The following is a 22,106-nucleotide window of genomic DNA, read 5'->3' on the forward strand; positions in this document are numbered from 1 at the left end:
GCCTGTTGAACTTTGCCTATGCTGCTGACAACCAAGAAGGAATCATCGTGACGAGGGTCGATGCCATGTTCTACGTGCAACGCGACGCCAACGGCCAGTTGCTGCGGGTAGAAGCAGCTGCCTTTGCCGAGTACACCGAAGCGCTGCCGGCCGACCATGCCGAAATCCAGGAATGGTTCGCCGATGACGTCGTGGAGAACAGTCTCAAGCAGCTCAAACAGAGCGATCTGGACATGATCCGTGTGCTCGAGGACCTGATCGAGGTGTTGACCGCCAAAGGCGTGTTCAGCATCACCGACCTGCCTCCCGGCGCCCAAGCAAAACTGCTCAACCGCTCCACCGCGCGCAAGGCGCTGGGAAGCCTGAACAACCTGATCGAAGAAGACGAAGAAGGCGGGTTGATCTGAAGAGTTGCTGATACCGCGCTGCTCGTTTCGCGTGTGAATCGGGACGCCGATTTACCCGCGAAAAGAGCAGCACACTTTTACGGATCGCAACACCGTCCTTATTTCCAGGGCGCCGGCTCGCCCACCAACTGCCCCTGAATCCCCTGCACACCCATCTCGCGCAACACCTGCAGCTCCCCTTCGGTCTCCACGCGCTCGGCAATCAACGGCAGGTCGATGCTGTGCGCCGCCCCCTGGATCGCTTCGATGAACAGCCGCTTGTGCCGCTCCTGGTCGATGCTGCGGATATAACCGCCATCGATCTTCAGGTACGCCAAGCCCAGGTGAGCCAGGTTGCCGATCATGCTGAAGCGCCCGCCGAAGCGCTGCAGCGCCAGGCCGAAGCCGAGCTTGTGCAAATGGCGGGTCAGTTTTTCCAGCTGTGCCTGTTCTGGCAGTTGCTCCTCGCCGATCTCGAAGGTCAACCTCGGCCCCAATGCCGCATGCTGCCCCAGCAGTTCGTAGACTCGCTGCAATGCCTTGGCATCGGCCAGGGTGGCGGCAGACAGGTTCAGCGCCAGCGACTCACCATGCTGCTGCAGATGCCGCAACACCTTCTCCAGCACCAGCAGGTCGAGCCGTGGCATCCAGCCGAAACGCTCGAGCCACGGCAGGAAGCGCCCTGCGACAAGCGCCTCGTCCTGTCCGTCGTACAGGCGCGAAATCACTTTGTAGTGCAGGACTCGCTCTGGCGCATGGCAGTCCACCACAGGCTGGAAGAACAGTTGGAACTGGCCCTTGTCCAGAGCCTGGTCAAGACGTGAATGCCAGGCGTGATGGCTGTCGGCAGCCTGGGCCGCGGCGCCCTGTTCAAGGCAGACCCAGCCTGGCTCCGGTTGGCTCTCGGCCCGTGCCAGCGCCTCGTCAGCCAGCTTCAACAGGGCTTGCGGTGCGTCCCCAGGGCTGAACGGCGCCAATCCGATACACGCCACCGGGTCGACATCGCTGGCACCCGTCACATGCAGGCTCTGCAAGGTCGCCTCGAGGGCCTGTGCCAGTTGCACCGCCTCTTCATGCACCATGCCCGGTGCCAGAACAGCAAACTCGCCACCGCGGCTGCGGGTAATCAGGTCCTTGGTTTCCGGATAGCTGGCGCATGTGCGCCGCAGCTGCTCGCCCACCGCCTGCAACAACTGGTCGGTGCGCTGACCACCCAGGCGGGCGTTGAGGCCGGCCAGGTCCTGCACACGCAGCAACAGCAGATAACCGGCTCGGGCCTCTTCGAGGTTGCTGACACGCGTGTTCAACTGCATTTCGAAGTAGCGCCGGTTGGCCAGCCCCGTGAGGCTGTCCTGGTACGACTCGCTGCGCAGCTTTTCACTGCGCTCGGCCTGTTCGGTGAACAGTGCCTTGAGCTTCTCGACCATCTGGTTCATCGCCTGCACCACCCGACGCAGTTCTGGCGTGCGCGGCAGCTCAGGCAGGCTGAGGAACTCACGGCGGGCGATCGCGTGGGACTGCGCCACCATGTAGTCCAGCGGCCTCAGTTGACGGCGCAGCAGCAGTGCACCCAGCACCGCACTCACCACGCCACACAGCAGCAACCAGCCCAGGCTGCCCAGGGCACTCTGCCAGAGCTTGGCCAGGGCGAACATCGGGTGGCTGATTACCTCGACCCGCGCGGCCTGTTGCCATCCCCGGCTGACAATGGCATCGCCGCCGGCCGGCTCAAGCCCGATCAGGCCGATGAACCAGCCTGGTACCCCGTTGCTGTCCGGCTCGGCATGACGCTCGACCAGGACGGCGTTGGAGTCCAGGTCGATGACCTTGATGCTCGAGTAATAACCACTGTCGAAGATCGAGCTGACCATCAGCTCGACCATTGCCGGATCATCGATGTTGGGTGTGAGCGACAAGGCCAGCGCCGTCGCCGCGTCCTGGGCGTGGGAGCGCAGCTGGTTGACGTACTGGCTGCGCGAACTCTCCAGGCTGACCATGAAGCTGCCACTGAAGGCGATGGCCAGGAGCAGGCATATGGCAAGCAACAATTGTTTGAACAGTGACATCTGTGCTCCTCAATAAACCGGTTCGGCCGGGAACCCTTCGGCCTGCATTTTCTTCAGCACGTCCTGCCAGCGTGACAGGCGCTTGGTGTCGCCGACCTTCTTGTTGCCGCCGGCGCCGGTCAGCCACAAACCCTCGCCATTGAAGGCATAGACCGGCAGCAGGTCGTTGCGCTGGCTGGCCGGCTTGATCGCGTCCATCAGGCTGTCCAGCACCAGCGGCTGGGCCTGTGGGCTTGAATAATAGGTCAGAACCATGTGCGCCCGGTTCAGGCGCAACGCCTTGACGTAGGTGATGCGCAGTTTTTCGGCGGGCACGCCCATGCGGCGCAGGCTGAAATACTTGGCGATGGCGTAGTCCTCGCAGTCGCCGGCGCCCTTGATCAGCGACTGGACCGGCGTGGCCCAGTAATCGACTTCATGCCACAGGTCGATGTCCTCGACATAACGCAGCTGCTTGTTGAAGAACAGATTTACAACCTGCAGCTTGTCCAGCTCGCTGCCTTGGTTCTGCGTGGCCATCAGGTTCTGCCAGGCGTCGATACGCCCCTGCCCTGGGCCAAGCGGGCCGTACAGCTGTTGCGCGCGACGGCTGATCTGGGCGAAATCCCAATCCGCATGCAGGCCGCCCAGCAGCAGGCAGCCAAGCAGTACGGCGAGGCCGAGGCGACGCACGGCCAAATTGAGCATTCCAGGTATCGCCACTGCGAACACCCATCCAGACCAGTCGAAAGCAGCGATGGTGCGGCTTGCCGGGGGAAAAGACAATGGCACCTTACAATCACGGTGCACTTGAAAAAGCGTAGGAGGTTGCGATCATCGAGCCAGGAAAAGTCCGACTTCCTTTGCTCGATGACTTCATTCACGATAGCCGCACTCCATCGGCCGCAGGCGTCCGTCACCGCGGTTTGACAAGCCATCACCCCGCTGACTAGGGTTATTGGATCCAATCATCGCAATCATCGAGGCAGACTCCGCGTGGCCGAGAAAACCAGATTCCTCAGCTCCGTGCTGGGTAACGAGCAGGTGCCAGCACACCTGGCCCGCAGCGTGATCGAAGAGCGTCTGCGCAGCGCCATTGTCGATGGCCGGCTGCCTCCTGGCACTGCCTTGCGCCAGCAGGAACTCGCTGGCCTGTTCGGGGTCAGCCGGATGCCGGTACGCGAGGCGCTGCGCCAGCTCGAGGCGCAATCACTGCTCAAGGTAGTGATGCACAAGGGCGCCGTGGTCGCACCGCTGATCGACGAGGACGCCGTCGACACCTACGGCCTGCGCGTTCTGCTCGAGACAGAAGCGCTGCGCCAGTCGATTCCCCACCTGGACGCAAGCGACATCGCCCTCGCTCGCAGCTATATCCAGCAACTGGAAAACGAGACGCGCCACGCCGAGATCGGACGCCTCAACCGCCTGTTCCACATGACGCTGTACAGCAAGGCGCACAACCACAAGTTGCTGCGCATGATCGAGATCGAACTCAACGAAGAGGAGCGTTTCCTGCGCTTCCACCTGTCGTCGATGGGCCTGGGAAAGCTGACTCAGGACGACCATATCGCACTGGTGGACGCGGCCAGCGACAAGTTGGTCGACCAGGCCATCGACGTGCTGGAAAGGCACCTCAATACGGCATCCCGCACCATCAGGAACTACCTGAACAGCCAAGCCGCCAGGTGAATCACCCGCTGACACAGCCACAAACCGTGTCAGCCATGAAGCTCCGTTACCGAACGGAGCGAAGGACAGACAGTGCACGTCCAGAAACTATCGGTAAAAGAGCACTCCGGGCAACCCCCGAGAACCCGTCTCATCTGCCTTGCCTGCAGCCAGGAGCACCTGGGGCAATACCGCGCCTGGTCCAATGCCCTGAGCGACCATATCGAACTGGTAGCGGTGGATGTCAGACGCCATGCCGAATGCAGCCCGTGTAATCCGCTGCAAGGCCCCTCCGCCCTCGCCCGAACCGTGGCCAAGTACCTGCATCCGTACCTTGAAGGGCCCCATGCCCTTTTTGGTCAGCGCCTGGGCGCCCACATGGCGTTCGAGCTGGCCCAACTCGCGGAACGCGAATACCCCGAGCAGACCCGCCATTTGTTTGTTTCCAGCTGTGACAGCCCAAGGGTCGCCGAGCCTGCTGCCAGCGCGAATGCCATACGGATACCGGTGACGGTGCTCTACCCACATGGAACACTCCCCGAAATGCTTGGCTGGCACGCCTTCATCCGGCGCGAACTGGAGCTCATCGAGCTGCCCGAGCACAGCGTCGACAAGTCATATCAAGACCAAAGACTCGTCAGAATCTTCAACACGCATCTTGGCTTGCTGGGCTTCTAAGCACGCAACGCCCCTCTTGAGGTCATTGTTTCCCCCGATACGCTGCCGATGGCCATGGCAGCGCGAGTCGTTTGAGCCCACTCTAGTCGCGCTGCGACTGCTGATCGTCCATCCCGGGCCCGGTCGTATGCCTTCCATTTACCCGCAGAAGGAGCCCGACACCGGGGCAAGGGCCGCGTGGCGATCAGCCGCCCCTCAACAGTGGAATATCCTCGCACTCCCATTCACCAGTGCTTCGAGTGAGGCATTCACTCAACTTCGTTTTCTGATGATTAATTATCGGAAGGGGCCTGTCTTGCCAAAATAAAACATTCAAAATGTTTTATTCGGATCACTATTAATGAAATTTTTTGAATATTAAAAATATTTCAAAAACCATTTGCGACAAACTTTAATGTTGTTCTAACTTTTATATCGCCGGCACCCACCACGGCTTGACTCCACACAAGCCAGATGAATCAAGGGGCGGCCATTATCCCTGAGACTGTTCAGCCATCGAGTATATGTCGAGGCCCGCGTTCGCCCGATGTATTTCAGAGGCTGCAACTTATCGGGAAAACACGCCAACTTTCGCACAATGGATATTACTCATGAGCACATTGAAGCGCACACTTTCCAGTCATAAAGCCACGCTCGCACAACATCCACTCTTTTCAGAAATCGACACCGTTGAAACCTTGCAACGCTTCATGGAAACCCATGTTTTCGCGGTGTGGGACTTCATGTCGCTGACCAAGCGCCTGCAACGGGAACTGACCTGCGTAAGCCTGCCCTGGCTTCCACCTGCAGACCCCGCCGCTGCCCGGCTGATCAACGAAATCGTGCTCGGCGAAGAGTCTGATGACTGCCCGCAGCACGGCCACTACAGCCACTTCGAACTGTACCTGGACGCCATGCGCGAAGTCGGTGCCAACACGCAGGCAATCGAGCACTTCGTCCACCTGCAACAACAGGGGCTCGACTACGCCACCGCCCTGCAGCGCTGCGGCGCCAGCGAGGCAGCCAGGCACTTCGTCGTCGACACACTCGACGTGGCACTCAACGCGCCTGCCCATCGCGTGGCAGCAGCCTTCCTGCATGGCCGCGAAAGTGTCATTCCGGCGATGTTCCAGCAGATCCTCGACGAGTGGGGCATCGGCCAGGCGCAGGCCCCGACTTTTCGCTATTACCTGCAGCGCCACATCGAGGTCGACGCCGAAGATCACGGCCCGGCCGCCGAAGCGCTGCTGGCGCGCCTGGTGAACGATGACCCGCAACGTCAGCACGAGGTGTACGAAGCCGCCATCGCCGCTGTCCAGAGCCGCACCGCGTTGTGGGACCGTCTGCGCGCCTCGCTGCAGGTAGCCGCCAGCGAGGTCACGCCATGAATGCGCTCGAATACCGCTCCTTCGCCGACGCATGGGAGGAGCGTGCCACCATCCGCACCCGCCCGCGGCGTCGGATCGAGGACGACCAGCGGCTGATCTACCCGCTCAGCCGCCAACCATTGGTGCAAAGCGCCACGTTCCAACGGGCTTGCCCACACCTGCGTGATTTCGTGCTGGTGCAGAGCCTCTACAAGTTCATCAACGACGTGGTGATCTTCGAGACCGAGATCGTCGACCGCACGGCCCGGCGGATTGCCAAGGACCGCTTCACCGTGCGTTTTCCCTTCGCCTGTCGCTACGACGCAATGACCGTGGTGGTCGACGAGGACTACCACGCGCTGGTGGCCATGGACTTCCTGCAGCAGACCATCGCCCTGACCGGCCTCGAGCCGATCGCCCTGCCTACAGAGATCGAACTCAGCCGTGCGATCCCCTCTGCACTGGCACAGGTGCCAGAAGCGCTGCGGGACGCCCTTGAGCTGATCTGCGTCGGCATCGCCGAAAACACCCTGACCGACGATGTCGCCGCCTTTGCCCGCGATGACACGGTCAAGCCTTCGGTGAAGGGGCTGATGGCCGATCACCTGCTCGACGAGGGTCGGCATTCGAGCTTCTGGGCGCGTCTGACGCGGATCTATTGGCAAGGCGCGCCGGAGGTCGATCGCCAGATGATCGCCCAGGTGCTGCCCGTGTTCCTGGGCCAGTACCTGACCAACGACATCCAGCAGGCCTTCGACTTCAACCTGATCGAGGCGTTGCCAGTCAACGAAACACTGCGCCAGTCGCTGCGCGAAGAAGTGCTCGGCCTGGCCTATCCGATCAACCACCAGCATCCGTTGCTGGGCAACATCCTGCGCTTCTTCCGCAGCAGCTCGATGCTCGAGTCGCCTTGCGTGCAGGAAGCCCTGCGCGGCTACCTGCCCTGAGGAGATCCGCATGCGACGTCTCGACATACTATTGGTCGGCCACAGCCTCGCGCTGCGCAACCTGGCCCGGATACTCGACGAGCAGGGCCACGGCACCCTGCTGGCCGGTACACCCTCGGCGCTACGCCAGGCCCTGGCCAGCCATCACTCTCTGGTTCTGGAAGACGGCAGCCTGGTGCTGTGCACCAGTGACTGGGCCCTCCTGGGGGAAACGCCGTTGCTCAGGATCCGCCTGGGCGCCAGCCACGGCGACACCCTGCCACACCTGGAACTGCTGTGCTGGTGCGCCAGTGCCACGGCTGCGCGCCTGATCAGCCGGGTATCATTGGTCGCACCCTCCTCGGGCAATGGCCAGCAACTGCGTGAAGATGCCGTGCGAGCTTTGGAGGAGCAGGTCACCCATCAGGTCGCCTGCCTCGCCCGCGATCCGCAACACCTGAGCGAAACGTGCACCGTCGAGCCTGGCCTACAGATGCGTGAGCACGGCCTGGATTGGCTGCAAACGCTGGCCTACCGTCATCCGTTCAACCGCTCCCAGCGCGCAGACCTGCTGGTATCGAGTGAAGTCGGCTTGATGGAGGGCCTGGAGCAGCCTCTGCGCCAGTACGCGCAGAAACCGGCGCTGAACCGCGATGGCCAGCGCAGCAGCTATCACGACCTGCACGCTCTCGCCGTGACCTTGCAACGGGCACTGTTGCCATTACTGCCTGATCAGGACGATCAGCCTGTGGTGGTGGGCGTGTGCCTGGCCAAGTCGTCGGCACTCTATGCCAGCGTGCTGGCGATATTGGGTTGTGGCGCAATCTACCTGCCACTGGACCCGACGACGCCCACAGAGCGTCGCCAACGTATCCTGCAGGACTCCGGGGCGCGGGTACTGCTGCATGACGGCCAGCCACATGCCGGACTGGCCCTGCTGGATGTGCGCACGCTGCAGGCGGCCACTGACAGTTGCCTGCCCTCGCTGGTCCTGCGACAAGGGACAGCAGAGCGGGCCTGCGTGGCGATCTACACCTCTGGCACCACCGGCCAACCGAAAGGCGTGTTGCTCAGCCAGCGCAACCTCACCCACTTCATCGCCTGGTATCGCGAGCATGTCGCGCTGGATGCGCACAGCCGGGTGCTGCAGTTCTCAACCATCGGCTTCGATGCCTCGCTGCTGGATATCCTGCCGACCTTCGCCTGCGGCGCGGAACTGGTCATTCCCAGCGATGACCAGCGCCGTGATCCGCAGCTACTGGTGCAACTTATCCACAGCCAGGCCGTGAGCCATGCGTTTCTGCCGCCAGCACTGCTGAGCATCCTCCCGCCTGATGAACCGCTTGGCCTGCGCCACCTGATCACCGGAGGCGATGTCTGCGAGCCCCAGGTCATCGCTCGGTACAGCGAACAATGCCGGATGCACAACATCTATGGCCCAACCGAAACCACGGTATTGGCGACTACTCGCATCTGCGCTGCCGGTGACAGTAATCGCAACCTGGGGGTGCCGATCGCCAATACTCAGGTGCTGATCCTGGACGACGATTTGCAGCCGGTCACTCAGGAGACGCCCGGAGAACTGTACATCTGCGGCCCGGGGGTCGGGCTGGGGTATCTCAACAATCCAGAACTGACCGCCGAGCGTTTCATCGCACTCGACTTGCCCGATGGCCGTTCGCTGCGTACCTACCGTACAGGTGACATTGGCAAATGGACCGCACAGGGCATCGAGCTGTGCGGGCGACGCGACAATCAGGTGAAAATCCGTGGATTTCGCGTAGAGCCGGAAGAAATCGAACACTGCCTGCGCAACAGCGGCCTGTATGCACAGATCGCGGTGGTGATCGATGCCCAGCGCCGCGTGCTGGCTTTCGCTGCGCAGCCGACAAGCCATCAGGCCGACACTGCACTGCGTCAGCATGCTGAGCGGCATCTGCCCGACTACATGCGTCCGGGGTTCTATCAGGTGTTGGAGCAGATGCCCTACACCGCTAACGGCAAGGTCGACCGCCTGGCGTTGCGGACGCTGCCACTGACGTTGCCAGCGGCACAGCGAGTAGCACCCGGCACACCAACCGAGCAGCGTCTGCTGGGGCTCTGGAGTGAGCTGCTGGAACTGGACCAGGCGGATATTTCCGCCGACGACAGCTTCTTCAGCCTGGGCGGACATTCGATCCTGCTGTCGAGGCTGCTGCTGGAAGTGCGCCAGGCCTTCGGCCGCGGCGTGGCGATCAATCGCTTCATCGAACAGCCGACGCTACAGCGCCTGGGTGCGCTGCTCGACGGTGACGCTGACGCACTGGACAGTTCACTCGAACGCCTGGAGCAGGACGCCAACCGTGACTTGAACCTTCAGGTACTGCCCCTGCAGGCCATGGGAGATGTGCACAAGGTCATCGTCACGGGCGCCAACAGCTTTCTCGGCGTGCATCTGGTCGAAGCACTGCTCGGCTGGGGGGCCACGGAGGTGGCGTGCCTGGTACGTAGCAACGCAACCCAGACGGCCAGTGAACGCTTCAGGCAGGCGCTGACAGACAATCAGCTGAGCCTCGATGATGAGCGCGTGCGGGTATTCGACGCGGACCTGCGCCGGCCTCGGCTGGGGTTGAGCGACGCGGACTACGACGATCTCGACTTGAACTACGGTGCACTGGTGCACAACGCCGCCCAGGTCAATCACGTACTCGACTACCAGGCCCTGGCCAGCGACAACATCGAACCGCTGTTCGAGTGCCTGCGCCTTTGCGAAGGGCGGCGCAAGAAGGTCTTCAACTTCGTCTCGACGCTCTCTGCGTGTAGCGCAATGGACAGCGACGGCCGCGTGCTGGAGCAAGGCCCCGTGTCGACTCCGCCGATCTACATCCGCAACGGCTACAACCTGAGCAAATGGGTCGGCGAACGTATTCTCCAGCGGGCGCGTGAAGCAGGGGTACGGGTAAATCTGTTCCGCCCCGGCAATATCAGCTTCGACAGCCGCAATGGCGTATGCCAGCCCCAGCGCAATCGCTTGATGCTGATGCTCAAGGGCTCACTGCAGCTGGGCCAAGTACCACGACTGGAGATCGATTTCGACCTCATGCCGGTGGACTTCCTCGCCCGCTTCATCGCCTTCCACAGCAGCAGGCACCACCCCGCGCAATGCGTCTTCAACCTGCACAACCCCGAACCGCTGCGTTGGCAAGACTACCTGGCCGCGTTCCGCGAGCAGGGCCACCACTTCGAGCTGGTCGAGGTGGAGCAGTGGCAAGGCCAGTTGAGTCGGGTAGATCGCGACAACGCGCTGTTCGATGTCCTGGGCTTTTACCTCGACGGCTTCGAGGAAGACATCGGCGATATCTCCAGCATCGAGCACGGTAATGCCCGCGAGGGCGTTCGGCGCATGGGTGTCTGCTACCCGGCCAAGGACGCGCAGTTGCTGCGTCGCGGCTGCCGCTACCTGAGCGCTATCGGCTTTCTCTGATTCCTTCGATTCATCCACAACAGGAGCAACATCGCATGCAAACACTCAAACCCGACACGCTGATCCGTAATCCACAAGGCTGCCTGGTGGTATCCAGCGTGGACATTGCAGCCCCGGCGGAGGCGGTATGGAACATCGTTGGCAACTTCGCTGGCTTCCCGGTGTTCATCCCCGCTTTGGCCCACATCGACATGACTGGGAGCGGCGTACGTTCGGTGCGCAAGAAACTGTTCAAGGACGGCAATGTGGTCATCGAGCAGTTGAACTCGCGAGACGAGCAGACAATGCAGATGACTTGGAGCCTGATCTACACCAGCCTGAATATCGGCAACCTGTGGGCTGCGATGCAGGTCGAGGCGCTGGATGCGCATCGCAGCCGTGCGGTCTGGACTATCCAGGCCGAACCTTGGGAAGGCGGCCCGGAGGCATTGCCAGGCTTCCAGGCATTTCTCCAGGGCTTTGCCGATGAGGCGATGGCGAACGTGCGCAATCTGCTGAACTGAAGGCGATAACTCAGGCCGCTGTTGTGGGAAGTGCGCTGACCACAGCAGCGGTTTTTCTTGGACGCCAGAAAGACAAAACCCCTACCTGCTCACGCAGCTAGGGGTTTTGCGAAATGAATCTTGACGATGACCTACTCTCACATGGGGAAACCCCACACTACCATCGGCGATGCATCGTTTCACTGCTGAGTTCGGGATGGGATCAGGTGGTTCCAATGCTCTATGGTCGTCAAGAAATTCTGTGTGCTGGCCCGTCTCAAGGACGTGCCTGCGAATCTCTGTACTCTCTACTTAAAGACAAAACCCCTACCTGCTCGCGCAGATAGGGGTTTTGCGAAATGAATCTTGACGATGACCTACTCTCACATGGGGAAACCCCACACTACCATCGGCGATGCATCGTTTCACTGCTGAGTTCGGGATGGGATCAGGTGGTTCCAATGCTCTATGGTCGTCAAGAAATTCGGTTGCCAGTGCGTCTTTGCAGACACGCCAGCCAATTTGGATATGTGATCTTTGTGAGTCGCTTCGAACTTTCGGTTCGTTTCGTCTTCACCACCACAATCTGCAGGGCAGATTGCTTGGGTGTTATATGGTCAAGCCTCACGGGCAATTAGTATTGGTTAGCTCAACGCCTCACAGCGCTTACACACCCAACCTATCAACGTCGTAGTCTTCGACGGCCCTTTAGGGGATTCAAGATCCCAGTGAGATCTCATCTTGAGGCAAGTTTCCCGCTTAGATGCTTTCAGCGGTTATCTCTTCCGAACATAGCTACCCGGCAATGCCACTGGCGTGACAACCGGAACACCAGAGGTTCGTCCACTCCGGTCCTCTCGTACTAGGAGCAGCCCCTCTCAAATCTCAAACGTCCACGGCAGATAGGGACCGAACTGTCTCACGACGTTCTAAACCCAGCTCGCGTACCACTTTAAATGGCGAACAGCCATACCCTTGGGACCGGCTTCAGCCCCAGGATGTGATGAGCCGACATCGAGGTGCCAAACACCGCCGTCGATATGAACTCTTGGGCGGTATCAGCCTGTTATCCCCGGAGTACCTTTTATCCGTTGAGCGATGGCCCTTCCATACAGAACCACCGGATCACTAAGACCTACTTTCGTACCTGCTCGACGTGTGTGTCTCGCAGTCAAGCGCGCTTTTGCCTTTATACTCTACGACCGATTTCCGACCGGTCTGAGCGCACCTTCGTACTCCTCCGTTACTCTTTGGGAGGAGACCGCCCCAGTCAAACTACCCACCATACACTGTCCTCGATCCGGATTACGGACCTGAGTTAGAACCTCAAGGTTGCCAGGGTGGTATTTCAAGGATGGCTCCATGAGAACTGGCGTCCCCACTTCAAAGCCTCCCACCTATCCTACACAAGCAAGCTCAAAGTCCAGTGCAAAGCTATAGTAAAGGTTCACGGGGTCTTTCCGTCTAGCCGCGGATACACTGCATCTTCACAGCGATTTCAATTTCACTGAGTCTCGGGTGGAGACAGCGCCGCCATCGTTACGCCATTCGTGCAGGTCGGAACTTACCCGACAAGGAATTTCGCTACCTTAGGACCGTTATAGTTACGGCCGCCGTTTACCGGGGCTTCGATCAAGAGCTTCGCTTGCGCTAACCCCATCAATTAACCTTCCGGCACCGGGCAGGCGTCACACCCTATACGTCCACTTTCGTGTTTGCAGAGTGCTGTGTTTTTAATAAACAGTCGCAGCGGCCTGGTATCTTCGACCGGCATGGGCTTACGGAGCAAGTCCTTCACCCTCGCCGGCGCACCTTCTCCCGAAGTTACGGTGCCATTTTGCCTAGTTCCTTCACCCGAGTTCTCTCAAGCGCCTTGGTATTCTCTACCTAACCACCTGTGTCGGTTTGGGGTACGGTTCCCAGTTATCTGAAGCTTAGGAGCTTTTCTTGGAAGCATGGTATCAACCACTTCGCACTCTAAAGAGCGCTCGTCATCAGCTCTCGGCCTTGAAATCCCGGATTTGCCTAAGATTTCAGCCTACCACCTTAAACCTGGACAACCAACGCCAGGCTGGCCTAACCTTCTCCGTCCCTCCATCGCAATAACTGGAAGTACAGGAATATTAACCTGTTTTCCATCGACTACGCTTTTCAGCCTCGCCTTAGGGACCGACTAACCCTGCGTCGATTAACGTTGCGCAGGAAACCTTGGTCTTTCGGCGTGCGAGTTTTTCACTCGCATTGTCGTTACTCATGTCAGCATTCGCACTTCTGATACCTCCAGCAAGCTTCTCAACTCACCTTCACAGGCTTACAGAACGCTCCTCTACCGCATCACCAAAGGTGATACCCGTAGCTTCGGTGCATGGTTTGAGCCCCGTTACATCTTCCGCGCAGGCCGACTCGACTAGTGAGCTATTACGCTTTCTTTAAAGGGTGGCTGCTTCTAAGCCAACCTCCTAGCTGTCTAAGCCTTCCCACATCGTTTCCCACTTAACCATGACTTTGGGACCTTAGCTGACGGTCTGGGTTGTTTCCCTTTTCACGACGGACGTTAGCACCCGCCGTGTGTCTCCCATGCTCGGCACTTGCTGGTATTCGGAGTTTGCATCGGTTTGGTAAGTCGGGATGACCCCCTAGCCGAAACAGTGCTCTACCCCCAGCAGTGATACATGAGGCGCTACCTAAATAGCTTTCGAGGAGAACCAGCTATCTCCGAGCTTGATTAGCCTTTCACTCCGATCCACAGGTCATCCGCTAACTTTTCAACGGTAGTCGGTTCGGTCCTCCAGTCAGTGTTACCTAACCTTCAACCTGCCCATGGATAGATCGCCCGGTTTCGGGTCTATACCCAGCGACTAAAGCGCCCTATTAAGACTCGCTTTCGCTACGCCTCCCCTATTCGGTTAAGCTCGCCACTGAATATAAGTCGCTGACCCATTATACAAAAGGTACGCAGTCACCTAACAAAGTAGGCTCCCACTGCTTGTACGCATACGGTTTCAGGTTCTATTTCACTCCCCTCTCCGGGGTTCTTTTCGCCTTTCCCTCACGGTACTGGTTCACTATCGGTCAGTCAGTAGTATTTAGCCTTGGAGGATGGTCCCCCCATGTTCAGACAAAGTTTCTCGTGCTCCGTCCTACTCGATTTCATTGAAAAGAGACTTTCGTGTACGGGGCTATCACCCACTATGGCCGCACTTTCCAGAGCGTTCCACTAATCTCAAATCAACTTAAGGGCTGGTCCCCGTTCGCTCGCCACTACTAAGGGAATCTCGGTTGATTTCTTTTCCTCAGGGTACTTAGATGTTTCAGTTCCCCTGGTTCGCCTCTTGCACCTATGTATTCAGTACAAGATACTCAGCTTGTGCTGAGTGGGTTCCCCCATTCAGAGATCTCTGGATCACAGTCTGTTTGCCGACTCCCCAAAGCTTATCGCAGGCTACCACGTCTTTCATCGCCTCTGACTGCCAAGGCATCCACCGTATGCGCTTCTTCACTTGACCATATAACCCCAAGCAATCTGGTTATACTGTGAAGACGACATTCGCCGAAAATTCGTGAGAACTCACAAATTTTACCTTAGCCTGAACTACCAGCAGTGAAACTGGCATTCAGTCTATTTCTATCACATATCCGAATTTTTAAAGAACGATCTGACAAAAGCCAGAAATCAACATTCATCAACGAATGCTCATTTCTAGGTTCTGATCAAGGTACAGCGTAAGTGGTGGAGCCAAGCGGGATCGAACCGCTGACCTCCTGCGTGCAAGGCAGGCGCTCTCCCAGCTGAGCTATGGCCCCGCATATTGGTAGGTCTGGGCAGATTTGAACTGCCGACCTCACCCTTATCAGGGGTGCGCTCTAACCAACTGAGCTACAGACCTATATAGGGTCTTGATCGTCTTCACAATGAATCAAGCAATTCGTGTGGGAGCTCATCAGCAGGCTGATGTCTTCGATTAAGGAGGTGATCCAGCCGCAGGTTCCCCTACGGCTACCTTGTTACGACTTCACCCCAGTCATGAATCACACCGTGGTAACCGTCCTCCCGAAGGTTAGACTAGCTACTTCTGGTGCAACCCACTCCCATGGTGTGACGGGCGGTGTGTACAAGGCCCGGGAACGTATTCACCGCGACATTCTGATTCGCGATTACTAGCGATTCCGACTTCACGCAGTCGAGTTGCAGACTGCGATCCGGACTACGATCGGTTTTGTGAGATTAGCTCCACCTCGCGGCTTGGCAACCCTCTGTACCGACCATTGTAGCACGTGTGTAGCCCAGGCCGTAAGGGCCATGATGACTTGACGTCATCCCCACCTTCCTCCGGTTTGTCACCGGCAGTCTCCTTAGAGTGCCCACCATAACGTGCTGGTAACTAAGGACAAGGGTTGCGCTCGTTACGGGACTTAACCCAACATCTCACGACACGAGCTGACGACAGCCATGCAGCACCTGTGTCAGAGTTCCCGAAGGCACCAATCCATCTCTGGAAAGTTCTCTGCATGTCAAGGCCTGGTAAGGTTCTTCGCGTTGCTTCGAATTAAACCACATGCTCCACCGCTTGTGCGGGCCCCCGTCAATTCATTTGAGTTTTAACCTTGCGGCCGTACTCCCCAGGCGGTCAACTTAATGCGTTAGCTGCGCCACTAAAATCTCAAGGATTCCAACGGCTAGTTGACATCGTTTACGGCGTGGACTACCAGGGTATCTAATCCTGTTTGCTCCCCACGCTTTCGCACCTCAGTGTCAGTATCAGTCCAGGTGGTCGCCTTCGCCACTGGTGTTCCTTCCTATATCTACGCATTTCACCGCTACACAGGAAATTCCACCACCCTCTACCATACTCTAGCTCGCCAGTTTTGGATGCAGTTCCCAGGTTGAGCCCGGGGCTTTCACATCCAACTTAACGAACCACCTACGCGCGCTTTACGCCCAGTAATTCCGATTAACGCTTGCACCCTCTGTATTACCGCGGCTGCTGGCACAGAGTTAGCCGGTGCTTATTCTGTCGGTAACGTCAAAACAGCAAGGTATTAACTTACTGCCCTTCCTCCCAACTTAAAGTGCTTTACAATCCGAAGACCTTCTTCACACACGCGGCATGGCTGGATCAGGCTTTCGCCCATTGTCCAATATTCCCCACTGCTGCCTCCCGTAGGAGTCTGGACCGTGTCTCAGTTCCAGTGTGACTGATCATCCTCTCAGACCAGTTACGGATCGTCGCCTTGGTGAGCCATTACCTCACCAACTAGCTAATCCGACCTAGGCTCATCTGATAGCGCAAGGCCCTAAGGTCCCCTGCTTTCTCCCGTAGGACGTATGCGGTATTAGCGTTCCTTTCGAAACGTTGTCCCCCACTACCAGGCAGATTCCTAGGCATTACTCACCCGTCCGCCGCTGAATCAAGGAGCAAGCTCCCGTCATCCGCTCGACTTGCATGTGTTAGGCCTGCCGCCAGCGTTCAATCTGAGCCATGATCAAACTCTTCAGTTCAATACTGCTTGGGTTTTTAAGAAACCCTAAACTTGGCTCAGCAATCTCAAATGACTATGTGATTTCTCGCATGGCCACTTGTGATGCTGATAATCTTGGCGACTATCAGTCCGTACTCACAAGCACCCACACGAATTGCTTGATTCGATTTGTTAAAGAGCGGTTGGCTAAGAGCTTTTCGTCTCAACCGAGGCGCGCATTCTACGCTTTCCTCATTTGCTGTCAAGCGTTTATTTTGAAGTTTTTTCCGAGAAACTCGTTTAGCTTCAAACACTTGACTCGCTGCGATCTCTCGTAGCGGGAGGCGAATCATACAGCACTCGAAGATGCTGTCAACCGCCTTTTTCACCGCTGCCGATCAGGAGATCGAAGCTCTTCACGCTTCACCGAACTCGCTTAACTCGTTGATTAACAAGAAGTTTTGCGTTCCGTTTGCTGCGGAAGTGGGGCGCATTATAAGGGGATCTGAGAGGGCGTCAACCTTTTATTTCAAGAATCTTTCAGATCGCTGAAAACACAGCGGGGAGGCCTGTCGGCCTCCCCGCTTCTCTATATAGCTGAGACGCTGTCACAGCACCCCTGCAGAACGCAGCACCTGAACAGCCGCTGCATCCAATCCCAAGACATCCATCAGCACCGCCTCGGTATGCTCCCCCAGCAAAGGTGGGGCCCGACGATACTCCACGGGCGTCTCCGACAACCTGATCGGGCTCGCCACCTGAGGCACACTGCCCGCCAGCGGATGAGGAACATCCACCTTCAAGCCGCGCGCCACGACCTGCGGATCCTGGAACATCTGCGCCAGGTCGTTGATCGGCCCGCACGGCACTCCAGCCCTTTCCAGCTCCGCCACCCACTCGGCAGTGGTCTTGAACACCGTCGCCTGTCGAATCAGAGGAATAAGCTCCGCCCGATGCGCAACCCGCTGCTTGTTGGTGGCAAAGCGCGGATCATCTGCCCACTGCGGCTGACCGGCCACTTCCGCGAACTTGCGGAACTGCCCGTCGTTACCCACCGTAAGGATGAAGTCACCATCAGCCGTCGGGAAGTCCTGGTAAGGCACGATGTTGGGATGCGCATTACCCAGGCGCTTGGGCGGTGTGCCCGTGGTCAGGTAGTTCATTGCCTGGTTGGCAAGGCACGCCACCTGCACATCCAGCAGAGCCATATCGATATACTGGCCGTCCCCCGACTGATCGCGATGCGCCAGCGCTGCAAGGATCGCCACCGTGGAATAAAGCCCGGTGAGAATGTCAGTCAGCGCTACTCCCACCTTCATGGGCCCGGCACCCTGCTCATCCTCAGGCCGCCCGGTCAGACTCATCAATCCGCCCAGTCCCTGGATCATGAAATCGTAGCCCGCGCGCTTGGCATAGGGCCCAGTCTGGCCAAAGCCGGTGATCGAACAATAGATAAGCCTTGGATTGACCGCCTTCAGGCGTTCGTAGTCCAGCCCATAGCTCGCCAGCCCGCCCACCTTGAAATTCTCGATGACGATATCCGACTTTGCCGCCAGTTCACGCACCAGGCGCTGACCTTCGGGCTGGGTGAAGTCGATAGTCACCGAACGCTTGTTCCGGTTCGCCGACAGATAGTAGGCCGCCTCGCTGGTGTTCTCGCCTCGGGCGTCCCGCAGGAAGGGCGGGCCCCACGCCCGGGTGTCATCGCCGCTGTCCGGGCGCTCGACCTTGATCACGTCAGCCCCGAGGTCGGCGAGAATCTGGCCGGACCACGGCCCGGCCAACACACGCGACAGGTCCAGCACCCGCAGATGTGACAGTGCTCCCATGGCCGCGCCCCTCTATTAATAGAACGCCTGGATGCCGGTCTGTGCGCGGCCGAGAATCAACGCATGGATGTCATGCGTCCCTTCATAGGTGTTGACCACCTCGAGGTTGACCAGGTGACGCGCCACCCCGAACTCGTCGGAGATCCCGTTACCGCCGAGCATGTCGCGCGCCAGACGGGCGATATCCAGCGCCTTGCCGCAGGAGTTGCGCTTCATGATCGAGGTGATCTCCACCGCCGCAGTGCCCTCGTCCTTCATCCGCCCCAGCCGCAGGCAGCCTTGCAGCCCCAAGGTGATCTCGGTCTGCATGTCGGCGAGCTTCTTCTGGATCAGTTGGTTGGCGGCCAGAGGGCGACCGAACTGCTTGCGGTCCAGGGTGTACTGGCGTGCAGTGTGCCAGCAAGCCTCCGCCGCACCCAGCGCGCCCCAGGAAATGCCATAGCGCGCCGAGTTCAAACAGGTGAACGGGCCTTTCAGACCACGGACCTCGGGGAAGATGTTCTCTTCCGGCACGAACACGCCGTCCATGACGATCTCACCGGTGATCGACGCACGCAGGCCAACCTTGCCATGAATGGCTGGAGCGCTCAGACCCTTCCATCCCTTTTCCAGAATGAAGCCACGAATATCGCCGGCATCGTCCTTCGCCCAGACCACGAACACATCGGCGATCGGACTGTTGGTGATCCACATTTTGCTGCCCGTCAGGCTGTAGCCACCCTCGACCTTGCGAGCACGGGTGATCATCGCGCCAGGGTCGGAGCCGTGGTTGGGTTCGGTCAAACCGAAGCAACCGATCCATTCCCCACTGGCCAGCTTGGGCAGGTACTTCTGCTTTTGCGCTTCACTGCCGAACTCATTGATCGGCACCATGACCAGCGAAGACTGCACACTCATCATCGAGCGGTAGCCCGAGTCGATGCGCTCCACTTCACGGGCGATCAACCCATAGCACACATAGTTGAGACCACTACCGCCATACTCCGCCGGAATGGTCGCCCCCAGCAGTCCGACCTCGCCCATCTCACGGAAGATTGCCGGATCGGTCTGTTCGTGACGGAACGCCTCGATCACCCGCGGAGCAAGCTTGTCCTGGGCGAACTGATAAGCGCTGTCACGCACCATGCGCTCTTCTTCAGTGAGCTGCTGATCCAGCAGCAGCGGATCGATCCAGTTGAAGCTTGCTTTACCGGCCATGGGCAGAGTCCTCGAAAGGTATGTGACGAAATTTCTTGTTGCCTTGATCCTAGGCCGGAACCTGTCGGCGGACAAACGAGGATTGCGCACCTATTAGTGCTATTTTCTCACTCCGTAATAAGCGAAATCCCTATCTAACGCTTCTTATAAGTGAGAATGACGTACATGCGGCGCAAGATACCCAGCACCACCGCCCTGGTCTGCTTCGAGGCGGCCGCCCGCCACGAGAGCTTTACCAAGGCCGCCCAGGAACTGGCGCTGACCCAAGGTGCCGTCTGTCGGCAAATCGGTGGCCTGGAGGGCTTTCTCAATGTGGAGCTTTTCCGACGCTCGCGCCGGGGTGTGAAGTTGACCGAGGCTGGTCTGTCGTACAGCCGCCAGGTCTCGGCGCAATTGGACGCGGTGGAACGGGATACCCTGTCAGTGATGCGCCAGCAGGGCGCCAACGTCCTCGAACTGGCCGTAGTGCCGACCTTCGGCACCCAGTGGCTGCTCCCTCGTCTGAAGGACTTCCAGCAACGCCACCCAGAGGTAACGGTCAACCTCACCAACCGCACGCGGCCTTTCCTGTTCGCCGACACCACCTTCGATGCCGCCATCTACTTCGGCGACGCCGACTGGTCTGGCACCCAGTCACATCGCCTGATGGGTGAAAATCCGGTGCCGGTGTGCAGCCCGCAATGGCTCGACGGACGAGACGCACTAGACGCCAGATACATCGCCGAGCTGCCATTGCTGCAGCAGACCACCCGCCCCTACGCCTGGCGGCAGTGGTTCGACAGCTTGGGCATGAGCGTGGAACGCGACATGAACGGCCCGCGCTACGAGCTGTTTTCCATGCTGGGCCAGGCGGCAATGCACGAAATGGGCATAGCCTTGATCCCGCCGTTCCTCATCCAGCGCGAGCTGGCGGAGGGCCGACTGGTGGTCGCAAACAAGCATGCCCTGTCGAGCGACAAGGCCTACTATCTGATGATTCCCGAGCGCAAGGTGGAGTCAGCTTCGCTGCGCGCCTTCCGCGACTGGCTGGTGATTCAGGCGCGCGACTACGCCGCAGGCGCATGAAACCCAAAAGCTGACCTCGTAGTCAATTATTTTAAACACCTACAGATATATGGATTTGTCGCAAATCCATAAACTGTTCCATTAGCGAAAAAAACCGTATCAACCCTAGTAACCGCGAGGGTTTGCCGCTGTTTTTACGACATCCAGCAAGCTACGGACGAAAACCGCCAAAAATTTTCGATTTTTTCTCCTAAGCTCCCAATAGCGCGTTCTTGACGGCCTGGATGCGGATGGTTGCGACAAGTGGTCACAGGGTGACTTGTAGTTTTAACTTCGTTTCGCTCCAGAACCGGTTGATGCACCTGCGGTTCGTCTGCAAAATGCCTCGCCCGCCCCGGAACCGGCGGTATGCATTGCTCAACGACCGCTCCAGCAGCACCACCCGAAGTGCGCTGGAATCAACAATGACAAGGTCACCGCAGGAGACAAAGTCGTGCACATTGGTGTTCCTCTAGAGACGCAGACGGGTGAGGCGAGGGTCGCCGCGACCCCGGAAACCATCAAGAAACTGGTCGGCCAGGGCCATCAGGTCACTGTCGAACGGGGCGCCGGACTCAAAGCCAGCATCCCGGACAGCGCCTATGAGGCCGCAGGTGCTTCCTTGGGTGACGCTGGCGATGCCTTGGGCGCGCAGTTGGTGCTCAAGGTAGTGGCGCCCAGCGACCAGGAACTGGCCCGGATCAATCCCGGCAGTATCCTGGTGGGCATGCTCAACCCCTTCAACAGCGAGCTCATCGCAAGGATGGCCGAACACGGCATCACCGCCTTCGCCCTTGAAGCCGCTCCGCGCACCTCGCGCGCGCAAAGCCTGGACGTGTTGTCATCGCAGGCCAACATCGCCGGCTACAAGGCCGTGCTGCTTGCGGCGCACCACTATCCACGCTTCATGCCCATGCTGATGACCGCTGCGGGCACCGTGAAAGCCGCGCGCGTGCTGATTCTCGGTGCCGGTGTCGCCGGCCTGCAGGCCATCGCCACGGCCAAGCGCCTCGGGGCAGTGATCGAGGCGTCGGACGTACGGCCCGCAGTGAAAGAACAGATCGAATCCCTTGGCGCCAAGTTCATCGACGTCCCCTATGAGACCGACGAAGAACGCGAGTGCGCCGAAGGCGTAGGCGGTTACGCCCGCCCGATGCCGGCCAGCTGGATGCAACGCCAGGCCCAGGCGGTGCACGAACGCGCGAAGCAGGCCGACATCGTCATCACCACCGCACTGATCCCCGGCCGCAAGGCACCGACGCTGCTCAGCGCCGAGACCGTGGCGCAGATGAAACCCGGCTCGGTAGTCATCGACCTCGCGGCGGCCCAAGGCGGCAACTGCCCGCTCACGGTGGCCGATCAGGTAGTGATGGCACACGGCGTCACCATCGTCGGCCCGACCAACCTGCCCGCCCAGCTGGCTGCCGACGCCTCTGCGCTGTACGCACGCAACCTGCTGGACTTCATGAAGCTGCTGTTCGACAACGACGGCACGCTGGTGATCAACCTGGAAGACGACATCGTCGCCGCGTGCCTGATGTGCCGCGACGGCCAGGTCGTGCGCAAGAACGGCTGAGGAGCA

The 22,106-nt window shown here is 59.1% G+C and carries 13 protein-coding genes, 2 tRNA genes and 4 rRNA genes; 9 read left to right on the forward strand and 10 right to left on the reverse strand.

The window, feature by feature from the left end; translation table 11 throughout:
• The first annotated feature begins 65 nt into the window (after nt 1–65).
• Nucleotides 66–407: a hypothetical protein gene (locus ACTYOL_RS26965; RefSeq protein ID WP_054895500.1), complete on the forward strand. Its 342-nt coding sequence runs from the start codon at nt 66–68 to the stop codon at nt 405–407.
• A gap of 98 nt (nt 408–505) precedes the next feature.
• Here the strand turns inward: ACTYOL_RS26965 and lapD are convergent, their stop codons facing one another.
• Both lapD and lapG read right to left on the reverse strand, forming a co-directional pair.
• Nucleotides 506–2,452: a cyclic di-GMP receptor LapD gene (lapD, locus tag ACTYOL_RS26970; protein ID WP_065862969.1), complete on the reverse strand. Its 1,947-nt coding sequence runs from the start codon at nt 2,450–2,452 to the stop codon at nt 506–508.
• 9 nt (nt 2,453–2,461) lie between these two features.
• The gene (gene lapG, locus ACTYOL_RS26975) at nt 2,462–3,223 is read right to left on the reverse strand and encodes a cysteine protease LapG (RefSeq protein ID WP_172964801.1); all 762 of its coding nucleotides are present in this window, start codon (nt 3,221–3,223) and stop codon (nt 2,462–2,464) included.
• Between the two features lie 204 nt (nt 3,224–3,427).
• On the opposite strand from lapG, the gene ACTYOL_RS26980 reads away from it, so the two are divergent.
• From ACTYOL_RS26980 to ACTYOL_RS27005, 6 genes are all read left to right on the forward strand, one after another.
• Entirely contained in the window at nt 3,428–4,120 is a 693-nt protein-coding gene (locus tag ACTYOL_RS26980) for a GntR family transcriptional regulator (protein WP_112899477.1), read from the forward strand.
• 72 nt (nt 4,121–4,192) lie between these two features.
• The gene (locus ACTYOL_RS26985; protein ID WP_444757353.1) at nt 4,193–4,777 is read left to right on the forward strand and encodes a thioesterase II family protein; all 585 of its coding nucleotides are present in this window, start codon (nt 4,193–4,195) and stop codon (nt 4,775–4,777) included.
• Nucleotides 4,778–5,367: 590 nt separating this feature from the next.
• Entirely contained in the window at nt 5,368–6,144 is a 777-nt protein-coding gene (locus ACTYOL_RS26990; protein ID WP_444757354.1) for a DUF3050 domain-containing protein, read from the forward strand.
• The gene (locus tag ACTYOL_RS26995) at nt 6,141–7,070 is read left to right on the forward strand and encodes a diiron oxygenase (protein ID WP_112899478.1); all 930 of its coding nucleotides are present in this window, start codon (nt 6,141–6,143) and stop codon (nt 7,068–7,070) included. The genes ACTYOL_RS26990 and ACTYOL_RS26995 overlap by 4 nt, the downstream gene beginning before the upstream one ends.
• A gap of 10 nt (nt 7,071–7,080) precedes the next feature.
• Complete coding sequence (locus tag ACTYOL_RS27000) at nt 7,081–10,512, forward strand: amino acid adenylation domain-containing protein (RefSeq protein WP_444757355.1); 3,432 nt, start codon at nt 7,081–7,083, stop codon at nt 10,510–10,512.
• A gap of 35 nt (nt 10,513–10,547) precedes the next feature.
• Entirely contained in the window at nt 10,548–11,015 is a 468-nt protein-coding gene (locus ACTYOL_RS27005; protein WP_444757356.1) for an SRPBCC family protein, read from the forward strand.
• 118 nt (nt 11,016–11,133) lie between these two features.
• On the opposite strand, the gene rrf (ACTYOL_RS27010) is transcribed toward ACTYOL_RS27005, so the two are convergent.
• The 8 genes from rrf (ACTYOL_RS27010) to ACTYOL_RS27045 form a co-directional block, all read right to left on the reverse strand.
• Nucleotides 11,134–11,249: ribosomal RNA gene (rrf, locus tag ACTYOL_RS27010) — 5S ribosomal RNA — on the reverse strand.
• A 109-nt stretch (nt 11,250–11,358) separates the two neighbouring features.
• A 5S ribosomal RNA gene (gene rrf, locus ACTYOL_RS27015) occupies nt 11,359–11,474 on the reverse strand.
• 133 nt (nt 11,475–11,607) lie between these two features.
• Nucleotides 11,608–14,500 (reverse strand): 23S ribosomal RNA (locus ACTYOL_RS27020).
• Nucleotides 14,501–14,722: 222 nt separating this feature from the next.
• Nucleotides 14,723–14,798 (reverse strand) — tRNA-Ala (locus ACTYOL_RS27025).
• 6 nt (nt 14,799–14,804) lie between these two features.
• Nucleotides 14,805–14,881 (reverse strand) — tRNA-Ile (locus ACTYOL_RS27030).
• A 76-nt stretch (nt 14,882–14,957) separates the two neighbouring features.
• A 16S ribosomal RNA gene (locus tag ACTYOL_RS27035) occupies nt 14,958–16,494 on the reverse strand.
• Together the 16S, 23S and 5S rRNA genes with 2 tRNA genes alongside form the textbook arrangement of a ribosomal RNA operon.
• Nucleotides 16,495–17,062: 568 nt before the next feature.
• Entirely contained in the window at nt 17,063–18,283 is a 1,221-nt protein-coding gene (locus tag ACTYOL_RS27040) for a CaiB/BaiF CoA transferase family protein (protein WP_444757357.1), read from the reverse strand.
• A 15-nt stretch (nt 18,284–18,298) separates the two neighbouring features.
• Nucleotides 18,299–19,480 carry an acyl-CoA dehydrogenase gene (locus ACTYOL_RS27045; RefSeq protein ID WP_054894853.1) on the reverse strand — a complete coding sequence of 394 codons (1,182 nt, stop codon included), beginning with the start codon at nt 19,478–19,480 and terminating at the stop codon, nt 18,299–18,301.
• 165 nt (nt 19,481–19,645) lie between these two features.
• Between ACTYOL_RS27045 and ACTYOL_RS27050 the strand changes: the two genes are divergently transcribed.
• Entirely contained in the window at nt 19,646–20,545 is a 900-nt protein-coding gene (locus ACTYOL_RS27050) for a LysR substrate-binding domain-containing protein (protein WP_444757358.1), read from the forward strand.
• Between the two features lie 433 nt (nt 20,546–20,978).
• Entirely contained in the window at nt 20,979–22,100 is a 1,122-nt protein-coding gene (locus ACTYOL_RS27055; RefSeq protein WP_197891678.1) for a Re/Si-specific NAD(P)(+) transhydrogenase subunit alpha, read from the forward strand.
• Nucleotides 22,101–22,106: the final 6 nt, after the last annotated feature.

The sequence above is a fragment of the Pseudomonas sp. A014 genome (genome assembly GCF_052378495.1).
Taxonomy (GTDB): domain Bacteria; phylum Pseudomonadota; class Gammaproteobacteria; order Pseudomonadales; family Pseudomonadaceae; genus Aquipseudomonas; species Aquipseudomonas machongensis.